The 20,964-nt window shown below is 31.8% G+C and carries 15 protein-coding genes; 14 read left to right on the top strand and 1 reads right to left on the bottom strand.

Going from position 1 to position 20,964, the window contains the following annotated elements:
• Positions 1-844 precede the first annotated feature (844 nt).
• From ACSBO6_RS19045 to ACSBO6_RS19010, 8 genes are all read left to right on the top strand, one after another.
• On the top strand, positions 845-1,186 hold the full coding sequence (locus ACSBO6_RS19045) for a DUF805 domain-containing protein (protein WP_098844653.1): 342 nt from the start codon (positions 845-847) through the stop codon (positions 1,184-1,186).
• 325 nt (positions 1,187-1,511) lie between these two features.
• A complete protein-coding gene (locus ACSBO6_RS19040; RefSeq protein ID WP_498843855.1) occupies positions 1,512-2,447 on the top strand; it encodes a carbohydrate ABC transporter permease in 936 nt (311 codons plus the stop codon).
• The gene (locus ACSBO6_RS19035) at positions 2,447-3,277 is read left to right on the top strand and encodes a carbohydrate ABC transporter permease (protein WP_483295159.1); all 831 of its coding nucleotides are present in this window, start codon (positions 2,447-2,449) and stop codon (positions 3,275-3,277) included. The genes ACSBO6_RS19040 and ACSBO6_RS19035 overlap by 1 nt, the downstream gene beginning before the upstream one ends.
• Before the next feature lie 130 nt (positions 3,278-3,407).
• Positions 3,408-4,679: an ABC transporter substrate-binding protein gene (locus tag ACSBO6_RS19030; RefSeq protein WP_498843854.1), complete on the top strand. Its 1,272-nt coding sequence runs from the start codon at positions 3,408-3,410 to the stop codon at positions 4,677-4,679.
• 239 nt (positions 4,680-4,918) lie between these two features.
• Entirely contained in the window at positions 4,919-5,140 is a 222-nt protein-coding gene (locus ACSBO6_RS19025; protein ID WP_498843853.1) for a hypothetical protein, read from the top strand.
• Positions 5,141-5,267: 127 nt separating this feature from the next.
• A complete protein-coding gene (locus tag ACSBO6_RS19020) occupies positions 5,268-7,073 on the top strand; it encodes a sensor histidine kinase (protein ID WP_498843852.1) in 1,806 nt (601 codons plus the stop codon).
• Positions 7,074-7,075: 2 nt separating this feature from the next.
• The gene (locus ACSBO6_RS19015; RefSeq protein WP_098844664.1) at positions 7,076-8,629 is read left to right on the top strand and encodes a response regulator transcription factor; all 1,554 of its coding nucleotides are present in this window, start codon (positions 7,076-7,078) and stop codon (positions 8,627-8,629) included.
• A gap of 78 nt (positions 8,630-8,707) precedes the next feature.
• Positions 8,708-9,673 (top strand): phosphotransferase enzyme family protein, encoded by a 966-nt coding sequence (locus ACSBO6_RS19010; protein ID WP_098844666.1) that lies wholly within the window; start codon positions 8,708-8,710, stop codon positions 9,671-9,673.
• Between the two features lie 507 nt (positions 9,674-10,180).
• On the opposite strand, the gene ACSBO6_RS19005 is transcribed toward ACSBO6_RS19010, so the two are convergent.
• Positions 10,181-10,330, bottom strand: coding sequence for a BH0509 family protein (locus ACSBO6_RS19005; RefSeq protein ID WP_172795377.1), 150 nt, complete (start codon positions 10,328-10,330; stop codon positions 10,181-10,183).
• A 668-nt stretch (positions 10,331-10,998) separates the two neighbouring features.
• Between ACSBO6_RS19005 and wecB the strand changes: the two genes are divergently transcribed.
• The 6 genes from wecB to ACSBO6_RS18975 all read left to right on the top strand — a co-directional run bounded on the left by wecB (position 10,999) and on the right by ACSBO6_RS18975 (position 20,710).
• Entirely contained in the window at positions 10,999-12,174 is a 1,176-nt protein-coding gene (gene wecB / locus ACSBO6_RS19000; RefSeq protein ID WP_498843851.1) for a non-hydrolyzing UDP-N-acetylglucosamine 2-epimerase, read from the top strand.
• 63 nt (positions 12,175-12,237) lie between these two features.
• Positions 12,238-13,584: a glycosyltransferase gene (locus ACSBO6_RS18995; RefSeq protein WP_498843850.1), complete on the top strand. Its 1,347-nt coding sequence runs from the start codon at positions 12,238-12,240 to the stop codon at positions 13,582-13,584.
• Positions 13,585-13,602: 18 nt separating this feature from the next.
• Complete coding sequence (locus ACSBO6_RS18990) at positions 13,603-14,880, top strand: nucleotide sugar dehydrogenase (protein WP_498843849.1); 1,278 nt, start codon at positions 13,603-13,605, stop codon at positions 14,878-14,880.
• Positions 14,881-15,329: 449 nt separating this feature from the next.
• Positions 15,330-18,143: a glycosyltransferase family 4 protein gene (locus ACSBO6_RS18985; RefSeq protein ID WP_498843848.1), complete on the top strand. Its 2,814-nt coding sequence runs from the start codon at positions 15,330-15,332 to the stop codon at positions 18,141-18,143.
• A 40-nt stretch (positions 18,144-18,183) separates the two neighbouring features.
• Positions 18,184-20,115 (top strand): heparinase II/III family protein, encoded by a 1,932-nt coding sequence (locus ACSBO6_RS18980; protein ID WP_498843847.1) that lies wholly within the window; start codon positions 18,184-18,186, stop codon positions 20,113-20,115.
• A 19-nt stretch (positions 20,116-20,134) separates the two neighbouring features.
• Complete coding sequence (locus ACSBO6_RS18975) at positions 20,135-20,710, top strand: triple tyrosine motif-containing protein (RefSeq protein ID WP_498843846.1); 576 nt, start codon at positions 20,135-20,137, stop codon at positions 20,708-20,710.
• Positions 20,711-20,964 lie beyond the last annotated feature (254 nt).

Here is a 20,964-nt window from a genome sequence, read left to right as displayed (position 1 = left end):
TAAGAGGAAGTATCTTTCAATTTTTGGTTGGTATACTTCCACATGAACCAGTTATGAGGAAGTACCTTTCTATTTTTGGCAGGTATACTTCCTCATGAACCTGTTAAGAGGAAGTATCTTTCTATTTTTCACAGGTGTACTTCCTCATGAACCTGTTAAGAGGAAGTATCTTTCTATTTTTCACAGGTGTACTTCCTCATGAACCTGTTAAGAGGAAGTATCTTTCTATTTTTCACAGGTGTACTTCCACATGAACCAGTTATGAGGAAGTTTCTTTCAATTTTTGGCAGGTATACTTCCGCATGAACCAGTTATGAGGAAGTACCTTTCAATTTTTGGCAGGTATACTTCCGCATGAACCAGTTATGAGGAAGTATCTTTCAATTTTTGGTTGGTATACTTCCACATGAACCAGTTATGAGGAAGTATCTTTCAATTTTTCACAGGTGTACTTCCTCATGAACCTGTTAAGAGGAAGTATCTTTCAATTTTTGGTTGGTATACTTCCACATGAACCAGTTATGAGGAAGTACCTTTCTATTTTTGGCAGGTATACTTCCGCATGAACCTGTTAAGAGGAAGTATCTTTCTATTTTTCACAGGTGTACTTCCTCATGAACCTGTTATGAGTATGATCCTTTAAAATTTTTGTTTAAATAATATACACTTAGGCGTTTGTTGTTCTATATTGACAATGTTTTATTTCAACAGTCTGCCGCCTAATTTTAGGCGGTTTTTGTGTTAATTCAAAATAAATTTTCCTAACATTAAAAATTAATAATGTTACATGGGTATTTGGAATAGACTTAAATGTACCGTATTTACATCTTAGGAGGGATCACTCGTGGAATGGTATTTAAAAGTATTAAAGAATTACGCAGTATTCAGCGGAAGAGCTAGAAGAACAGAGTATTGGATGTTTTTCCTGTTTAATGCCATTATCACTATTATACTTGCGATTTTACAAAGCATTGCCGGTATCGATGAACTATTAACTGGAATTTACGGTTTACTTACGTTACTACCATCTTTAGCAGTAGGTGCTCGCAGGTTACATGATTCGGGTAGAAGTGGTTGGTGGCTGTTAATTGGAATAATTCCGTTAATTGGTACGATTATTCTATTGGTTTTCTTCTGTTTGGATAGTGATGAGGGAGATAATCGATTTGGGGCTAATCCTAAGTAGTAGGTTATTGGATAAATAATAGAAGTGGAGGCCACCTTTTAAAGGTGGTTTTTTGTGTTTGTGGATTAACTTTGAACAAAGTGTATTTCCATACGATCATTTAAAGAAATAATATTAACTATTTCTCCATTTTGGTGAAAAAACCATTGAGAGACATGTTTAAGAGTGTATTTTGATCGGTATTCGGCAGTTTGTAGCCTATGTAAAAAATGACTAAGTATGTAAAACTAAAAACAATCTAGTCAATATATTCCACCCTACTGTTCAAATGAATACGTTTTCACAACTTGAGAGGTATTTTATGATGATAGTGGAGGTGTTACAGATGATTGAAACGAAAAAAGTGATTGATACAAATTTAACAGATGCCAAGGCAAAGAAGTCATCTAAAAAATTAAGAGATTTTTTAAATTATCTTACGTTTGTAGGACCAGTAACTATTGTTTTTGCAGCGATCGTGTTAACGCCATTTTTGATCGGCTTTTTCTATTCATTTACTGAGTGGGATGGTGTAGCTGATTCTGCTAAGTGGGTCGGGCTTGAAAATTATAAATACATTTTTACAAAGGATACGGATTTTATCCATTCGTTTATTTTAACGGGTAAATATACATTATTTGCTGTGATTTTGACCAATGTGATTGGTTTTAGTTTAGCGTTAATCGTAACGCAAGCATTGAAGACTAGAAATATTTTAAGAACGGTCTTTTTCCTTCCAAATTTAATTGGTGGATTATTATTAGGTTTCATTTGGCAGTTTATTTTTAATAAAGGTTTAATTTCAATTGGACAATTATTGCATTCAGACTTTTTACAAAGAGCACTTTTAGGAGAAGAAAAAGGTGCATTCTGGGCAATTGTCATCGTAGCAGTTTGGCAAGGTGCAGGTTATATAATGGTTATTTATGTAGCGGCCTTACAAGGTGTACCACAGGAATTAATTGAAGCAGCTCAAATTGATGGTGCGAATAAATTCCAAGTGTTACGTAAAATCATTATTCCTATGGTAGCGCCTGCTGTAACAGTTTGTTTATTCTTAACAATTTCATGGTCATTTAAAGTGTTTGATACGAACCTTTCGTTAACAAATGGTGGACCATTTAAATCTACTGAGATGTTGGCATTAAATATTTACACTGAAGCGTTTGTTAATAACCGTTATGGATTAGGTGAAGCAAAAGCGATTGTATTCTTCGTAATCGTTGCGTTAATTTCAGTTATTCAAGTTTACATTACGAAGAAGAGGGAGGTTGAGGCATAATGCTGAAAGAACGATATACTGGCTTAACTTTTATATTAGAAATAGCAGCAATTCTACTTGCTCTCGTCTTCTTAGTTCCTTTTTATTATGTGTTAGGTAACTCATTTAAATCATTTGCTGATATTTTACAAAATACATCTTCGCTTCCAAAGAGCTTAGATTTTACAAACTATCAACAAGCAATCGAAATCATGAATTTCTGGAAAGCACTATTGAACTCATTAATCGTAACAATTGTAAGTAATGTTGTAATCGTCTTTTTCTGTTCGATGGCAGCTTATAAACTAGTGCGTTCAAAAAGTAAAATTTCAAATATCATTTTCTTTATCTTTGTAGCAACAATGGTAATCCCGTTCCAATCAATTATGATCCCACTCGTGAAAGTTGGAAGTACGCTTCATTTAATGAATAGCCATTGGGGATTAGTCATTATGTATTTAGGTTTCGGGTCAGCATTATCAATCTTCCTATATCATGGATTTATTAAAACAATTCCAATCGAGTTAGAGGAAGCAGCAATTATTGATGGATGTTCACCGACTATGGTTTTCTGGAAAGTTGTTTTTCCACTTTTAAAACCAATTACGGTTACAATTGTGATCTTAAATACGTTATGGATTTGGAATGACTTCTTATTACCATCACTTGTATTAAGAGATATGGAGTTAAGAACGATTCCTCTTGCTACATTCTACTTCTTTGGAGCATATACAAAACAGTGGAACTTAGCGTTATCTGGACTTGTTTTAGGGATCACACCACTATTAATTTTCTACTTTGCAGCACAGAAACACATTATTAAAGGGATTACAAGCGGTTCAATTAAATAAGGTGACTGGGTGGAAGCTATCAATATATTCCACCCATCATGTCAATTTAGGCTATCTATAGTTGCTTATTTTTAAATGTATAATGAAAGCGTATTCAAAATAAAGAATATTGAGACGGGGGTTTATAGTAATGAAAAAGATGCTAAAAGTAGCAGCTGCATTAACAACTTCAGTGATGTTATTCTCTGCATGTTCTGGAGGGTCTTCAGACAAAGCTTCAAATGAATCAAAGGATAAAAAAGTAACATTAAACGTATTCCAGTTTAAAGCTGAGATTGCGAAAGATTTAGAACAAATGGCGAAGGATTACCATAAGGAAAATCCAAACGTAACAGTTAAAATTCAAACTGTTGGTGGCGGTGCTGACTACGGTGCTGCATTAAAAGCGCAATTTGCTTCAGGTAACGAACCAGATATCTTTAACAACGGTGGATTCCAAGAAGCAGAAACTTGGAAAGATAAATTAGAAGATCTTTCTGATCAATCTTGGGTAAAAGACTTATATCCAGGAACTGAAAAACCAATGACAATTGACGGCAAACTTTACGGTATGCCAATGAATACTGAAGGTTACGGCTTTATTTACAATAAAGATTTATTCGCAAAAGCAGGTATTACTGAAGCACCAAAAACATTAAGCGAATTAACTGCTGCAGCTGAAAAGCTTAAAAAAGCAGGTATCACACCATTCTCAGTAGGATACGGTGAGTGGTGGATTCTAGGAATTCACTTATTAAATATTCCTTTCGCTCAACAGCAAGATCCAGACCAATTCATGGCTGATGTTTCTGCTGGTAAAGTGAAAATTCAAGACAACGAGCAATTCAAACAATTTATGAAACTGTTTGACTTAACAATCAAAAACGGAAATAAAAATCCTTTAACAACTGATTACAACACACAAGTTACAAACTTTGCTCAAGGTAAAACAGCTATGATCCAACAAGGTAACTGGATTCAAGGTATGGTTGATGGAATTACTCCTAACATGAACTTAGGCGTATTACCAATTCCAATCAACGATGACAAAGCAGCAATGGACAAATTACCAATGGGTGTACCAAATAACTGGGTAGTTAACAAAAACTCTAAAAACAAAGAAGAAGCTAAAAAATTCTTAGAATGGATGGTTACTTCTGACACTGGTAAGAAATACATTGTAGAAAAATTCAAATTTATCCCAGCACTAAAAACAATTGAAGGTAAAAACTTAGGACCAATCGCAGACGATCTATTAAAATACTCTGAAGAAGGTAAAACATTATCTTGGAACTGGTTCAAATACCCAGATGGAGCTACAAATGAGTTTGGTGCATCAATGCAAGCTTACGTTGGAAAGCAAAAATCTGCTGATGAAATGTTAAAATCGATTGAAGAATCTTGGATGAAATTAAAAAAATAAGTTCTTAATTGGAGGCTTTCCTAAAAGTTCCTCTATAGATTAAGGCTAACCCCACAAGGAAATTACTTGTGGGGTTTTATCTTTATAAATAACGATCTGTTTAATGAACAAAACTTCTTATTTGATTAGAAAGAAAACCATCCAATCAATTTAGTTCACAAAATGTTCTGGTTAAAAGCTTATATTTTACTAATCCCGTGATATGATTTTAGTATGAAATAATAAAGTGTATTAAAAAAATGATATTAACTGGGCATGCTGATGAAAAGGTGAGTGATGCTATGCTTGATGAAATGAGAACGTTCGAAAAAGGATTTCCTGACGGAGTTTTTGTAGAACCAAACTGCACAAGTGAACCTAAAGTAAAGGTTAAGGCATTGTATGAATACTGTAGGAAAAGCGGATTAAAGCCTAAAGATTTAACAGAAAATGAAAGAAAACAGTTTCTTGTTTATGAATGAAAAAATAAACTTTGTATTTAATAGAAGAAACCCAGTGAACTTAAGGAGTTTATAAGGGTGTTATTCGCTCTATATCTTTGATAAACTAATAATAGAAAGTGCAAACGTTTCCGCAAAGGATGTTATCATGAAAAACAGTATTAGAAGAAAGTTGATTACCTTATTGTTAATCGCGACCATTATTCCATTTGGTTTATCGATTATCGCAAGTTATTTTTATACGAAAAACACGGTTACGAAGGAATTTGTCAATACGAATTATGATTTATTGAAGCGTAGTGGGAATGATTTATTGAGTTATTTTAATGAAATTTACGGTATTCCATTGTCCATTTATAGTAATCGACCGTTTTTGTCTGTGTTAGAAAATGGTGCGACAGCTTATATCGAACAAAATTCTGCTGAAATTCAGCGTAGTTTATTAGGACTTTATTTTTCTAGAAGAGAGATCGAGCAGTTGCATTTATATTTAACGAAGGGTAAGGATGATTACACCGTATACAATGCAAAGGTGAGTAGTCGAGGGAAGTTGTATAATTTCAATAAAATTCCCCCATATAGAAATTTAAGTTTTTCGAGGGATTCGTATTATATTCAACCGACTCATCCGATTCAAAATTATAATAATTTATCTGATTTTCGAATTGAGCCAGTTAAGCAGGTCGTATCATTTCATTATTTTTTAAATAATGTTACGTCCGACCAATGGCTAGGCTTTTTATCAATTGATATTGAATTAAGCAGAATTAATGAGATTTTTGATCGTATTTATAAAAAAGGAGAGGAACATCTTTTCGTTGTTGGTGATGGGAATGTTGTTTTGTATTCTTCTGAAAAAGAGCTGATTGGTAAAAAGCTAGACACAAAATGGTATAAAAAAATTAACTCAGATCGATCAGGGGAAACTAGTTTTGAATGGAAGGACAAGGACTTTAGAGGGGTCTATGTGTATGACAAAATAAGAAGTAATCATCAGCAGTGGACAATCATTAAAAGTATTCCTTATAAAAATCTCTATCATAATTCGAATCAATTATTGAAAATTACCGTTACACTTGGGGCGATTTCAGTCTTATTAGTCATCATTTTAACGATTATCGTATCTTTCAGATTTACCCGACCAATACGAATCTTAATTCGAGATATGCAGCGAATTGAGAAGGGGGAACTTGCTGTTTCTTTTGATACGTTAGGAAATGATGAGTTTGGTCAGTTAGGTAAACATTTTACTTCAATGGTCGATACGTTAAATGATTTATATATAAAAGAATACAAGCTTCAAATTGAGAATAAAACGAATCAATTAAAAGTACTTCAATCTCAAATTAATCCGCATTTTTTATACAATGCCTTGCAGTCAATTGGAACTCTTTCATTAAAAAATGACGGAATTAAAGTGTATCGATTAATTATGTCATTATCAAAAATCATGAGATATAGCATGAAAAATAATGAAGATTTCGTAACGCTTAAAGATGAATTAAACCATATAAAAGATTATTTATCGCTTCAAAATGAACGTTATGATGGTAGATTTGTTTATAACCTGGAAGTGGATGAAGGGGTAAAGAATGTAAAAATGCCAAAAATGATTTTACAGCCAATCGTGGAAAATTTCTTTAAACATGGCTTTGAAAAGCAACAAAAGCTTGGTGAATTAAATATTTCGATTCATAGACAACAAGATAATCGTTTAAAAATAGTCATTGCTGATAATGGTGAAGGTGCATCGGAAGAGGAATTAGAAATCATCAATTCATCGCTAGCAGAAGGTGGATTAAATACGAATGAGAGTATCGGTTTAAAAAATATATCTGATCGCCTTCATTTCTATTATGGTAAAAAAGCAGAAGTAAAAATAGAAAGTGTGAAGCATGAAAACTTTGTTGTAACGATAATCTTACCGATTGAAATGACAAGAGGAGAAAGTTAATCATGAAGGTTCTACTAATAGATGACGAAAAGCATGTACGAGAAGGTGTAAAACTTCTTGCAGATTGGGATGCAATTGGTGTTACTGAAATATTAGAAGCAGAAAACGGAGCAATCGCTCAAGACATCATTATAAAAGAAAGACCAACAATCATATTTACTGATTTAATGATGCCAGAGCTAGACGGTAGGGGATTATTAAAATGGCTTCATTCAGAAAATATTAACTGCAAAGTAATCGTCGTTACGGGATATGATGACTACCATTATATGAGAGAAGCCATCCAGTTCGGTGCATCCGATTATTTATTGAAACCAATTGATCCGGATATTTTGAATGAAACTTTAGTAAAAGTAGTATCAGATTGGAATGAAAAAGAAAAAGAGAGAATTGATGCATTAAATGACTTTCGTTTACTGCAAGAAGTTTTACCTGTTTACAGAGACAAACAATTAACAAATGCAATTTACGGTAAAGAATATAATCAGAATATATTAAACCAATTAGGATACGAAGAAGGACAAACTTTACATGTTTCTTTACTAAAATTACGAAATCTAGAGACATTCAAAGACATCTGGCCGGAGGATTTATGCTTCTTTGCCTTATTGAATATAGCAAATGAAATTCTTCAAAACCAAAATGGAGGAATTGCATTTCGGAATTTACAAGGAACAAAGGAGATTTGCTTACTATATTGGGGCGAGCAAGTAACTGACAGGATCCAACATATCGCTAAAATTTTATCGACAGTTGTGCCTTTCCCGTTTCATTTTGCAATTAGTAGAAAGTTAACCATTGATTCGATCCAGTCTGGGTATGAGGAAGTTGTAAATGTCTTGCAGCATGTAAATATTTTAGAAAAAAGAGATGTACCGGTTTATTCGTATGAAGATATAAAAGAGTATCAACCGATTAATCTAGTAGAAATCATCAACTTATTTGAACAAATGGTTGAGAAACAGGATATTTATATTTACGATGAAGTCATTCAACGTTTTAGTAAACGAATCGCACAGAAGAATTATCTACCTTTTGCACAATTACAATCATTGCATCAGGAGTTTCTAATCTTCCTTAATCACTGGATTAATAAGCTATCGCTTCAAACCATTCAGGAAGTGGATTTAGAATTGTTCTGGAATGCGAAAGGACATTTTGAAATTGGTAATTATGTAGCGACTCAAAGGGAAAGAGTACAATCGATTATTCAAGAAAAAAATCAAACGAACCAAGAACTAAATAGTATTGAAGCAATTGCAAATTATATTCAACTGAACTATGCTGAAGAAATTTCACTACAGGAGTTTTCAGAGAAATTCTATTTAAGCCGCGAATATATATCCCGTAAATTTAAACAAATTTACGGTGTGAATATTTCAGATTATATCGTTTCAATTCGGATCGAAAAAGCGAAGGAATTATTGAAGTTCCCCAATTTAAAAATTTATGAAATAGCTGGGAAAATCGGTTATCAAGATGATAAATACTTCCGAAAAGTGTTTAAGAAAATCGTTGGCATGACCCCAAATGAATACCGAAATATGAATAGTTAGTAAAAAAGTTGCAGGGATTCCTTGGAATCTGGGGAATATGTAATTAGATATGTATTCTATGGTCCGGGGGATTAAAAAATGGAACAGGCAGTTGAAAGAGTTTTTACGAAAGAGATTTTAACGAACGCAGCATCACAATTTGGTATGACAGTAGATGAAAAACCAGTCGGAGAATTCGAGAACTATCTATTTAAAGGTAAACTAGCAGATGGAACAGATCGCATTTTACGATTAACACATTCATCACACCGCTCAAAAGAAGAAATCGAGGCAGAGCTTAAGTTTTTAAAATATGCTAGAGAAAACGGAGCAAATGCAGCAGGTTCTTTAACTTCATTAAACGGTAATTTAGTAGAAGTCCAAAATGCAAGCGATGGCACATTTTTTTACGCATCAATGTTCGAATGGGCAGACGGTCAATTAGTTGATCGAACAAATCCAGCTGTGTGGAATGACAATCTAATGTACACATGGGGAAAAACAATCGGCAAGCTACACGCATTAACAGTTGATTACCCAGTAACAAACCATCGTGAGCATTGGGACGAAGAAGCTTATTTAAGTGAAATGTTAGCTGACGAAGAACTTGGCATTTTTACAAAGGAATTAATAGAAGAAATTCAAAGCTATGAAAGAAAGAAAGATTCATATGGATTAATCCATAGCGACTTGCATCTCCACAATTTCTTCGTAAATGATAAAGGTGAAATAACGACTTTTGATTTCGATGACCTACAATATAATTATTTCATATCAGATATCGCAATTGTCCTATATTATACTGCTTGGGGTAGTAAAACATCATTCGAAGAAAAATCTAATTTCGCAAAAAGACAGCTAGAAATATTCCGAAGAGGTTATGAAACTGAGTATGTTTTAGATGAAGTATGGTACAGCCGAATTCCTTCATTTTTAAAATGTCGTGATATCGTTCTTTATCACGTGTTGAATATGAAGTATGAAGAAAAAACGCAAAGGGTTATTGAGCTTTGTGAAGAGTTGAAAGATCGAATTGTGAATCAGAAGACGATTATTGAACTTTAAAAGAAAGCTACGATTCAAACATGAATCGTAGCTTTTTTTATTTAAAATGGGGAATACAGAAATTGTTTTTATTAATTAGGTTGTGTCCTCTTTAATAAGATACAAATTTTTTATATAAAAAGTTAATTAAAAAAATTTTTTTGTACATACCCAAATAGACAAAAAAATTATGGGAAAAACGGATAAATTTTAACATTTTTTTAACTTAAACAACAAAAATAACTAATGTGTTTGTTTACCAAATAATGGAAAAAATAAAATTTCAATATAACAAAAAGAAATATATGAAATACTCTTTTAAAATGTTTTTGTCTCAAATTTAGGAATATAGTCGGAGAAGTAGGGCTTTTGATGTCTTTTTGTAAAATCGACAAAAAGGTTATGTAAGTAGTTGGAAACAGTATTTACCAACGAAACGATTGAAAATGGAAAAGCTAGGTGAATCTGAAAATCGGGGTCACCTAGCTTTTTATTTTTATAAGTGCAGTAAACAAAAGTTGTAAGATCTTACTCAGAGTGATGTAGCATATACGTATAAGCCGTGTCGTAAAGGTGCTCTAAATCAGCATCCGTCATGAAAACTAAGTCCTCAGTTGATAATCCTTTTGTTAATTCCAAAAATTGAACCATGTTTTTACGCTCTTCTCTACTCATCATTAACAACACTCCCTTTGATTTAAATGATTGATAATTTGTTTCCAATCTGTTTTAATACAGTGTATTTATTTAATAATTATTATATAACAGAAAAGTTAAAACGTGCTAGTGTTTTTTACTAAAAAAGTAAAAAAAGGACATTTAATCAGTTCATTGATTTAGATTCAAAATATAATTCAGATATTATTCTAGAATAATATCTAATATTACAATTTCCGTTAACGAATGTAACATAACTAGACCGGTTTGTAAGGGTTTCCATAAATTGGGTGAAATAATCGACAAAAAAGCCTATTTTGTGGTAAAATTAACCAAAAAATCCAATTGATAGATTAATTTTTACTTAACATTGTGTTAAGTAATTGTTATACTAGGCACTGTTGTATTTGAGGGTTTATTTTAATAGAATAATAAAGTGCTAGAATTTAAGGAGGAAACGATGGAAGAGAAGAATAGTTTAAAGAACTATTAGGCGTTAATATGAAGTCTTAAGATGAAATTATGATGAGTTGATTAGTTTATTCTAACTATTTAACTTTATTAATGTGTCAGTTTTCTTCCATTATAAGAATAATTTTTTTGTAAAATGACTTCATTTTTTTAGTTATTTTGATTAAAGGATTTTGGGGTGCATTTTATTATAAGTTTCTTTAAGGGAGTAATAGTCAATGAACCTGTTAAGCAAAATTAAAGTAATGACAATTTTTGGTACGAGACCAGAAGCGATTAAAATGGCTCCACTTGTGCTAGAACTTGAAAAATATCCAGAAGAAATAGAGTCAATTGTGACTGTCACGGCTCAACACCGACAAATGCTTGACCAAGTACTAGAGATTTTTGAAATTACGCCTGATTATGATTTAAATATCATGAAGGATCGCCAAACGCTTATAGATGTAACAACGCGTGGATTAGAAGGTCTAAATAAGATTATGCAAGAAGTTAAGCCGGATATTGTATTAGTACATGGCGACACAACTACTACTTTTATTGCCAGTCTAGCTGCGTTTTATAATCAAATTACAATTGGCCATGTTGAAGCAGGATTACGCACTTGGGATAAGTATTCTCCATACCCAGAAGAAATGAACCGTCAATTAACAGGAGTAATGGCTGACTTACATTTTTCACCTACATCAAAATCAGCCCAAAATTTATTGGCAGAAAATAAAAAAGAAGAAACAATTTTTATAACAGGAAATACAGCTATCGATGCCCTAAAAACTACAGTGAAAAGTGAGTATACTCATCCTGTTCTTGAAACTGTTGGAGATGACCGTTTAGTTTTAATGACAGCACACCGTCGAGAAAATTTAGGGGAACCTATGAGAAATATGTTTAAAGCGATTAAGCGATTAGTCGATAAACACAATGATATTCAGGTTGTTTATCCAGTTCATATGAATCCTGTCGTTAGAGAAATTGCAAGCGAAATCTTAGGTGATAATGCTAAAATTCATTTAATTGAACCTTTAGATGTAATTGATTTTCATAACTTTGCAGCTAGGTCTCATCTGATTTTAACTGATTCTGGTGGAGTACAAGAAGAAGCTCCTTCCCTAGGTGTACCTGTTCTTGTATTGCGAGATACAACAGAACGCCCAGAAGGTATTGAGGCTGGTACATTAAAACTTGTTGGAACTAATGAAGAAGTTATTTTTTCATCAGCGGATAGACTATTATTAGATAAAGAAGCACATGCGAAAATGTCTAAAGCTTCTAATCCATATGGAGATGGAGAAGCTTCTAGAAGAATTGTCGATGTGATTAAACAATATTTTAATTTAATAGAAGAAAAAAACTCATCTGTTAATAATGAAATTAAAGAAGAAGTCCACGTATAAATAGATAAAATGAAAATTGTAGAGATTTTCAAGAAAAATTAAATCTTAAATGGGATAGAAAAAATGACTAGAAAAAAAGTGTGTATGTTTGTTTGGAATCATTTTACTAATGATGCCAGAGTACTTAGAGAATGTACCGCATTATCGGAGAGTGGTTATACAGTCGATCTTATATGTATTGCTGATCCAAAAAATAAAGAGTTGCCTATATATGAAGAGCGAAATCCAAATTTTAAAATTTATCGAGTAAAAAGATACCCTGATTCGTTACTTTTTTTACAAATGATATATAGGTTTATTTCGAAATCCAAGTTATTAAAAATGATCATGTTACTTACATGGTTTATATTATTTTTTACTATTCCTCTAGTGGCGTTATCCACAGTAGTTGTTCTACTTCTTCTATTAAAAACAAAGTGTAAAGTTGTTTGGATAAAAGGTAGTATTACTTTACGAATGATTGGGAGAGGGCTAATAAAAAATTATGATATTTACCATTCTAACGATTTAAATACACTATTTCAAGGTGTTATTTGTTCGAAATTAAGACTTAATAAACGTAAGCTAATATATGATTCTCATGAGGTTCAAACTAGCCGAACAGGGTATAATAGTGATTTTTACAAATACTTGGAGGGGAGTTTAGTTAAGATAATCGATTCCATGATTGTAGAAAATCATACTAGGGCAAGGTACAATAAAAAAGTTTATGGGTTTTATCCGAATGTAGTTCACAATTATCCATTTAAACTAAAGGGATATCAAAGTAAAAAAAACTCATCTTTAAGGAAGTTACTCGGTATATCCCAAGATGAAAAAATACTATTATACCAAGGCGGAATACAATCAGGTAGAGGTTTAAAAAACTTAATTAAAGCCGTACCTCTTTTTAACGAGGGGACACTTGTGTTAGTAGGGGATGGGAATATTAAATCAGAGTTAGAAAAAATGGTTGATCAAATGAACTTGCAACAAAGGGTTAAATTTGTTCCCAAAGTTTCACTTAATGATTTGCCTAAGTATACCAATAATGCGTATGTAGGATTTCAAGTATTAAATAATGTTTGTTTCAATCATTATTCCGCATCTTCTAATAAGTTGTTTGAGTATATGTCTAGTGGGGTTCCAGTTATAGCATGCGGTTTTCCAGAGATAAAAAAGGTCGTAGAAGGCGAACGGATTGGATTGTGTGTAGATTCACATGATCCCGTTTCAATAGCCAAAGGATTAAATTATTTATTAAATTCTCCTGATGTATATCATGATATGAAGCAAAATTGTATAAAAGCCAAAGAAATATATAACTGGGACAAGGAGAAAAAGCAGTTCTTATCCATCTATGAACAGTTAGAATTAAGAACATATAGTTTTAAAAGAGCCGTTTTTAAAAAATTTAATTTGATAGATTAATAGAAAGCAGGGAAAAAAATGAAGATTTGTACAATGGGATTAGGCTATATAGGATTACCAACTTCAATTATGTTTGCTAAATACGGGGTTGATGTCCTAGGTGTTGATATAAATGCTGGAGTTGTTGATTCACTTAATGCAGGTAAAATCCATATAGAAGAACCAGGTTTACAAGATGCTTTAAATGAAGTAATAGAAAAGAAGACTTTTCGTGCGTCTTTAACACCTGAAAAAGCCGATACTTTCATTATTTCAGTACCAACTCCAAATAACGATGATATGTATAAGTCTTGTGATCTTTCGTATGTATTATTTGCAGTTAATTCAGTTATTCCATATTTAGAAAAAGGTAATGTATTAATAGTAGAATCTACAATTGCTCCAAGAAGTATGGATGATCAAGTAAAACCATTAATTGAAGAAGCAGGATTCGAAGTTGGGAAAGATATCTATTTAGTCCACTGCCCTGAACGTGTTCTACCAGGACAAATTCTTCATGAGTTAATTTATAACAACAGAATCGTAGGTGGAGTTACTTCTGCTTGTACTGAAGCAGGGGCGAAAGTTTATGGTACTTTTGTAAAAGGTGAAATTATTAAAACTGATGCAAAGACAGCTGAAATGTCTAAACTCATGGAAAATACATTTAGAGACGTTAATATTGCTTTAGCAAATGAACTAACTAAAGTATGTAATGAATTAGACATAAATGCTTTAGATGTAATTGAAATGGCTAATAAACATCCAAGGGTGAATTTACACACACCGGGTCCTGGTGTAGGAGGACATTGCTTAGCTGTTGATCCTTATTTTATCGTTGCTAAAGCACCAGAAACTGCAAAAATGATAAATTTAGCAAGAGAAATTAATACGTCAATGCCTAATTTTGTAGTAGAGAATATCAATACATTAATGGAAAAGGTTGACGGAAAAATAGTTACAGTATTTGGACTAACATATAAAGGAAACGTTGATGATATAAGAGAAAGTCCTGCAATTGAAATTTTTAATGAATTAAAAGAACAAGGAAAATATGAAATCCGCGCTTTTGATCCACATGTGATTAGTGATTTTGTTATTGAAGATATAAGAGAATCTGTTTATCAATCTGATTTAGTTGTAATCTTAACAGATCATAATGAGTTTAAAACATTGAAGTTTGACGAATTTAGAAATATGGCAAATAAACGTGTATTTGATACTAAAAATGTTGTACAGAATATATCATCTGAATTCGAATACATTAATTTCGGGAACTTATATGAATACACTAAAAAAGAATTGGTTCTTTTATAAAATTTCTAAATAAGATTTATAAATTGTATTAGCTTATGTTTTAGTGTGAATATCCATTGCTAATTTAGAACTAATAATTAAATTCACTATTTGTTTAGAGGAAGTAATGAATTATCAATTGGATATTAGATTAATAGGGCTGATAATTTAGTTTATTATCGGCCCTTCTCTTATTTAACTAAATTATTTGTTAATGTTTGAAAAATGCATTTTTAAAGGCATACAAAATATAAGTATTTATTAAGCATAAAATTTACTAATCTATTTATCTAAGAATTTATATATAGCTAATCAAACATTCCGATACCCCTACTAAAGAAAACGAATTATTATATTAATTTATTTAAACTTTAATAAACGTTTGAGATCGGTAGAAGTTCAATTAAGTAAATATACACTTTAGTTTCGCGCAGTAGGTTAGAATGAGTTAAATAATGGAGATGATTTGAGTGTATAGAGCTTTTTTAGCTTTGTGTTATGTAGTTACTTTGTACGTTGGTAATAATACTATTCAAAGAGTTATTTTTAACTCATGTGTAGGTAAAAAAAAGCAAATTATTGGTGGCAAGTGGCTACTACGTATTTCTTGTCGTATTAATAAACAGGAGAAGTTTATAGAACATTTAAAACAATGCAATAGGCTAATGGAGGATCAAAAAAGATATTTAACTGCATATGCATGGAGGAATTTAGGCTTATATAAAAGAGCCTGGATGGAATTAAAAGATATCAATAAAAATAATGACGATATTAGCTTTTTGAAAAGTAATACTCTTTATAACTTGAGAGCTGTTCAAGAATTGATTGATGCAAATGAACAAATATCAGTTGCCTCTGCTTTAGATGAAAAACAAAAAGATTTTATAGTGAAATATGCAGCTAAAAACCATGGACCCTCGAAAGCTCGTCAGTTATGTGAAATTTTTAGTAATCATACCGACCGTTATAATAACTTGATAGAAACATATAAAGAACTTGAACGAACGGGAGCCACATGGGAGTCTTTCCTTTTGACATATAATAAAAATTTTAAATTATTAGATAGTGAAGATGTTAGGAACTGTATTGAATGGTTAAATAGCTTACCTGAAGAAGAAGGACAGCTGGGCTTTAATTTACTAACTAAGGCAATAGTTAAAGAACCTGAGATTTTTGCAATATTTTCTATTGAAATCGATAAGTTAGTAGAACAAAGAAATATCAATACCAATATAATTGAAAATGGCATTAAGTATGTAGCTTCAGCCGAAAAAGAACTAAGAGAAAATAATCCAGAAAATGCTTTAAAATTGTTGATAAAAGCATATAAAGAGGGTGACCGGTCACAAATTTTATATAACGGTCTTATTAGAACCCTAGAAGAAAATGGACTAAAAAAGAAATATTATAACGATCTGAGAATGATAATAGATGAAGGTTTTCTTGATTTATGTAGTCATGATGCACTTCACCTACTAGTTAATTGCAGAGGGTTCCATGAGTTGTTTTCCGGAATTAAGTTTAGTGGCAGTCAAGAAAGTTTCTTACAAATTGTTCTTACAGGCGGAAACTTACCTATTAGAATTTACAAGCCTTTTTTATTAAGTTTAATTGAACCATTTGTTAGCTCCTCACTAAGATTACCATTTACCGAGAAATCCTTTGAAATCTTATCAAAAAACTTAACAGGGATTCATAAATGGGATGTTCTTCAAACACGTTGGTATATAGAACAAGGACAAATATTAAAAGTAGATGAGTATTTAAGTAATTTTTCTAAAGAGAAACAGCTAAAAATTCTCTTATATATCGCTAAGTACTGTCATGAGAAAAAATTATACAAATTGGCTCTGCAATTTGGTGAACAAGCATATAGTATTAGTCCTAATAACGTAAACGTGTTGAGGCGGATGATTGCAAGTCATAATCAATTAGGAAACATAAGCCAAAGGCTAAGGTTTATCAGGAGATTAGGTAAAATAGCACCTAATCGATTGTTTAATCAAGAGTATGATATGGCTTTTGATGAATATTCCTTACTAAAAAAAGAGTGGAACTGGTCAAGGAAAAGGAAAGAAGTCACTAGAAATGAAACAATTGTTCATGTATTAAACAAATCTCTACCAGAAGTAAATGGATATACAATAAGAAGTATAGAAATCGTAGAGCATCAAAAGAATGCGAACTTAAATCCTGTAGTAGTTACAAAACTAGGCTGGCCATTAGTTCAGGAAGCAGAAGAAAGTATTGTTAAAGAGGTCCATAACGGCATTGAACATTATCGTCTTTATGATGAAAAGGGGAATGCCATTCTAAATACAGTTCCTATGAGTAATTATTTTAAGGTTTACGCTGACCAGTTTGGTAGGGTAATTAGACAAATAAATCCAAGGTTGGTTCATGCAGCATCAAATTTTCAAAATGCATTACCTGCTTTGAAGGTTGCACAAAAATATAATATTCCAACTGTTTATGAGGTAAGAGGACTTTGGCATGACACCCAGTGTACAAAAACAGATGGATTTGAAAATTCCGAGCGCTATTTATTACACGAAAACTACGAGTTGATTTGTTGTCATACGGCTGATCGTGTGGTTGCTATTAGTAAAAGTTTAAAAGAACATCTTATTAAACTAGGAATTCCTGAAGAAAAGATTTATTTTGTGCCTAATGGTGTAGATGTAAAAAAGTTTAGCCCACAGAGTCCTAATGTAGAACTAATAAAAAAATTAGACTTAGAAGGCAAGTTGGTGTTAGGTTTTATTGGATCTGTAACCCATTATGAGGGTCTAGACTATTTATTAAAAGCTTTAGCTGAATTGAAAAAAACAAATCTGAAAATAAAGTTTGTGTTAGTTGGTGATGGTAAAGCGCTCCCAGATCTTAAACTACTAACAAATGAATTGGACTTAGATGATGTTGTTACTTTTGTAGGACGAATACCGCATGATGAAGTTAAGGATTATTACTCTGTTATTGATGTATTTCCTTTTCCAAGAACAAGTGCAAAAGTATGCCAACTTGTTACCCCTCTAAAACCTTTTGAAGTAATGGCAATGGGGAAATTAGCACTAGTAAGTGATATTCCAGCTTTAAGGGAAATGGTTATTGAGGGAGAAACAGGATTAGTTTTCAAGTCAGAAGATGTTTCATCATTAGTAGATTGTATTAAGAAAGCAGAAAGCAATATGCATTTAGCGAAACAAGGTAGAAAATGGGTGGAGAATAATAGAGCGTGGAGTAAATTAGCTGAGAGGTATCAAGAAGTTTATAAAGATATCTAGTCTATTAAATTGCCATGCTTATAGAAAAGAGGTATCTTTTATGAAAGATATGACACTTAGAATTAAAAATAAAGAGGAAATTGATATATTAAGACTAGTAACTAAATTGAACAATAACACATTATTGGAGAGATGTGATGATCTTCTATGTGATGTACTTCTCAAGGATAAAAGATACCCAAAAGTAAAAATAGAAGGGGATAACTGTTGGATAATCAATCCTTGTGATAGGAGTTGGAGGTTTTGGTTTCATAGTCTTAAATATTTAGAATATCTTATCGATGGCTTTAAAGTCTTTGGAGAAAAAAAGTATCTAGAGAAGGCAATAGATATTATTTTAGATTGGAAGAAACATAATTTCCATTCATCAGAGTCTGAAATGGCCTGGCATGATCATTCAACTGCACTTCGATTAATAATTATTTGCAAAGTATATGAAATTTGGAGACAAGAATTATGGAATGATGAAATATATGAAGAATTCTATGAACTTGTAAATGTGCATTGCACAAAATTAACTGATCCTGATTTTTACATGGAAAAACATAATCACGGGATGGATCAAGACATTGCTTTATTGATAGCATCTGTTGTATTTTTTCAGATGCCAGAGGCAACTTTTAGGAAAGAACTTTCTTTAAAAAGATTTGAAAGACAATTAAATCATTTATTTATGTCAGATGGAAGTTATAGTGAGCATTCTCCACATTATGTATATATGTTAGGTAATCGTTTGTTTAATGTTTTATCTTTTATTAAGGAAAATAAAATTGAGAACAATGGTAATTTAGAGCGTATTTTAAATAAATCGATGAAGTACTTAGCATATACTTTACAGCCCGATGGTCAATTTCCTCCAATTGGGGATAGTGTAATGTTACCGATAGAACCGAACCTATTGAAGGACCCTACTGGTAAAAATCTAAGTGAGATAGAATATATTAGCAGCAATGGAATTAATGGAAAGCAACCCGATCAATTAGATACACTTTTTCCAGATGGTGGATATGCAAGCTTAAGAAATAAGTGGGAGTTTGATCAAGAAACAATTCAATCTATTTTTTATAGTAGTTTTCACTCGAGAGTTCATAAACATCATGACGATTTATCAATTACGATATTTGGTCATGGTCAACCATTACTTGTAGATTCAGGAAAGTATAACTATGTTTATGATAGCCCAGAACGGCAATATGTTGTTTCAACAAAAGCACATAATACGGTTACTGTAGATGGTGAGAATACAAATACTTCTAGAAATAATATTGGGAAATCAGGTTTAACAAGTTATTGTTTTAATCAAAACTTTTCGTTTGTTAGTGGTATACATTGTCTTTATCCAGGAGTTGTGCATCAAAGGTTATTTTTATTTTTAAAACCTTATGACTTTGTTGTTATTGACAGATTACAAGGCTACAAAGAACATGATTTTCAACAAAATTTCCATTTTGACCCATCAATAAACTGTCAAAATAAAAATGGAATAATTACTGGTATTATCGAAGGAAATTCGGTTATCTCTTTAAAACATATTCATAAAAGTAAAGACATATCAGTCAAATTGGTAAAAGGTTTAGAAGATCCTTTATTAGGTTGGGTATCACAAAGTTATGCAAAACTCGAACCAACTTTTTGTATGAATTCCCAGCAAAATGGAAGAGATGCCGATTTTGCTACTCAGATTTCCCTTAATCCTGAAAAACCGTTAAATATAAAATTTGCCTGGGAAGATGATATTATAAACGTTCGTTGGAACGAGAATAATCTAAAAATTATTATGGCTACTAACCAGGAATATTTAGTTTTAAATGACCAATTCATTAATATGAATTATATAAATCAGCCCAAAATTAAGGAAGCCATTAAGGAACAAAAAAACTTTGAATATAGAGAAAAATATCGCGCTGAGAGACAGAGAAGGCTAAGATATTATGATGAATTAGTAGAGATAAAACAAAAGTTAAAAGAATAAAAATTAAGGGGAAAAGTGTATGTCAATTTTAACAACAGAACGTATTACTATAAATTTACTAAAAGTGGACAAGCTAAGCCCTTCTATTATAAATACTAATGTTAAATGGGAAATAGACGCAACTGGAAATAACTTAGAATTCGCTTGGTATATTTACAAAGGTGGAGAGAGGGTAGAATTTGTACCATTTAATGTATCAAATGTATTAAATTGGATTCCTAAAGAACCAGGTAAGTATTTTATAAAGGCATTTGTAAAGGATCAAGATGGCAATAAAGTTTCAGAATGGTCATCAGAATACAAAGTAGTTGATAACTTAGACCAAGGAGACATCAGAAAAATTGTTCCAAATAAGCAAAGTCCTCAATCATGGGGAACAACTATCAATTGGGTAGCTGAAGTTGAAGGGGAAGAATTAGAGTATGCTTGGTATATATATAAAGATGGGGAAAGAGTAGATTATATACCCTTTACAACTACTAATCTTTTAGAGTGGACACCGATTGAATCAGGGGCATATCGTATAAAGTTATTTGTAAAAGATAATTATGGTAATAAGGTTTCTAAATGGACAAGAGAGTTTATTATCAAATAGAAGTATTCTCTGAATCTATCTAATATATGTAGTTATAAAGTATAAAGACCCGCAAGAAATTAGTTTTTTGTGGGTTTTATGTTTTTTTGCTAATCCATTAGTAATTTATGAACATAATCCTAAAATATAAATTAGCTCCGTTTTTTTTTTCAGTAAGATACAAGATTAGAAATAAATACAAATGTATTTCTAAAAAATTCTTGGATCTGTGAGATAATAAACTAAACAAAAATCTTTTATTTACTTATGGATAA

The sequence above is a fragment of the Bacillus sp. AL-1R genome (assembly GCF_052180195.1).
In the GTDB taxonomy this organism is placed as follows: Bacteria; Bacillota; Bacilli; order Bacillales; family Bacillaceae_G; genus Gottfriedia.
The sequence above is the reverse complement of the archived record's forward strand: the minus strand, read 5'-3'. Positions and strand labels throughout refer to the sequence as shown.

Bases quoted from the DNA above. Each gene is read 5' to 3' on its own strand.
- ACSBO6_RS19040 (WP_498843855.1), top strand. From the start codon at position 1,512: ATGATTGAAACGAAAAAAGTGATTGATACAAATTTAACAGATGCCAAG.
- ACSBO6_RS19035 (WP_483295159.1), top strand. From the start codon at position 2,447: ATGCTGAAAGAACGATATACTGGCTTAACTTTTATATTAGAAATAGCA.
- ACSBO6_RS19030 (WP_498843854.1), top strand. From the start codon at position 3,408: ATGAAAAAGATGCTAAAAGTAGCAGCTGCATTAACAACTTCAGTGATG.
- ACSBO6_RS19025 (WP_498843853.1), top strand. From the start codon at position 4,919: ATGATATTAACTGGGCATGCTGATGAAAAGGTGAGTGATGCTATGCTT.
- ACSBO6_RS19020 (WP_498843852.1), top strand. From the start codon at position 5,268: ATGAAAAACAGTATTAGAAGAAAGTTGATTACCTTATTGTTAATCGCG.
- ACSBO6_RS19015 (WP_098844664.1), top strand. From the start codon at position 7,076: ATGAAGGTTCTACTAATAGATGACGAAAAGCATGTACGAGAAGGTGTA.
- ACSBO6_RS19010 (WP_098844666.1), top strand. From the start codon at position 8,708: ATGGAACAGGCAGTTGAAAGAGTTTTTACGAAAGAGATTTTAACGAAC.
- ACSBO6_RS19005 (WP_172795377.1), bottom strand. From the start codon at position 10,330: ATGATGAGTAGAGAAGAGCGTAAAAACATGGTTCAATTTTTGGAATTA.
- wecB (WP_498843851.1), top strand. From the start codon at position 10,999: ATGAACCTGTTAAGCAAAATTAAAGTAATGACAATTTTTGGTACGAGA.
- ACSBO6_RS18995 (WP_498843850.1), top strand. From the start codon at position 12,238: ATGACTAGAAAAAAAGTGTGTATGTTTGTTTGGAATCATTTTACTAAT.
- ACSBO6_RS18990 (WP_498843849.1), top strand. From the start codon at position 13,603: ATGAAGATTTGTACAATGGGATTAGGCTATATAGGATTACCAACTTCA.
- ACSBO6_RS18980 (WP_498843847.1), top strand. From the start codon at position 18,184: ATGAAAGATATGACACTTAGAATTAAAAATAAAGAGGAAATTGATATA.
- ACSBO6_RS18975 (WP_498843846.1), top strand. From the start codon at position 20,135: ATGTCAATTTTAACAACAGAACGTATTACTATAAATTTACTAAAAGTG.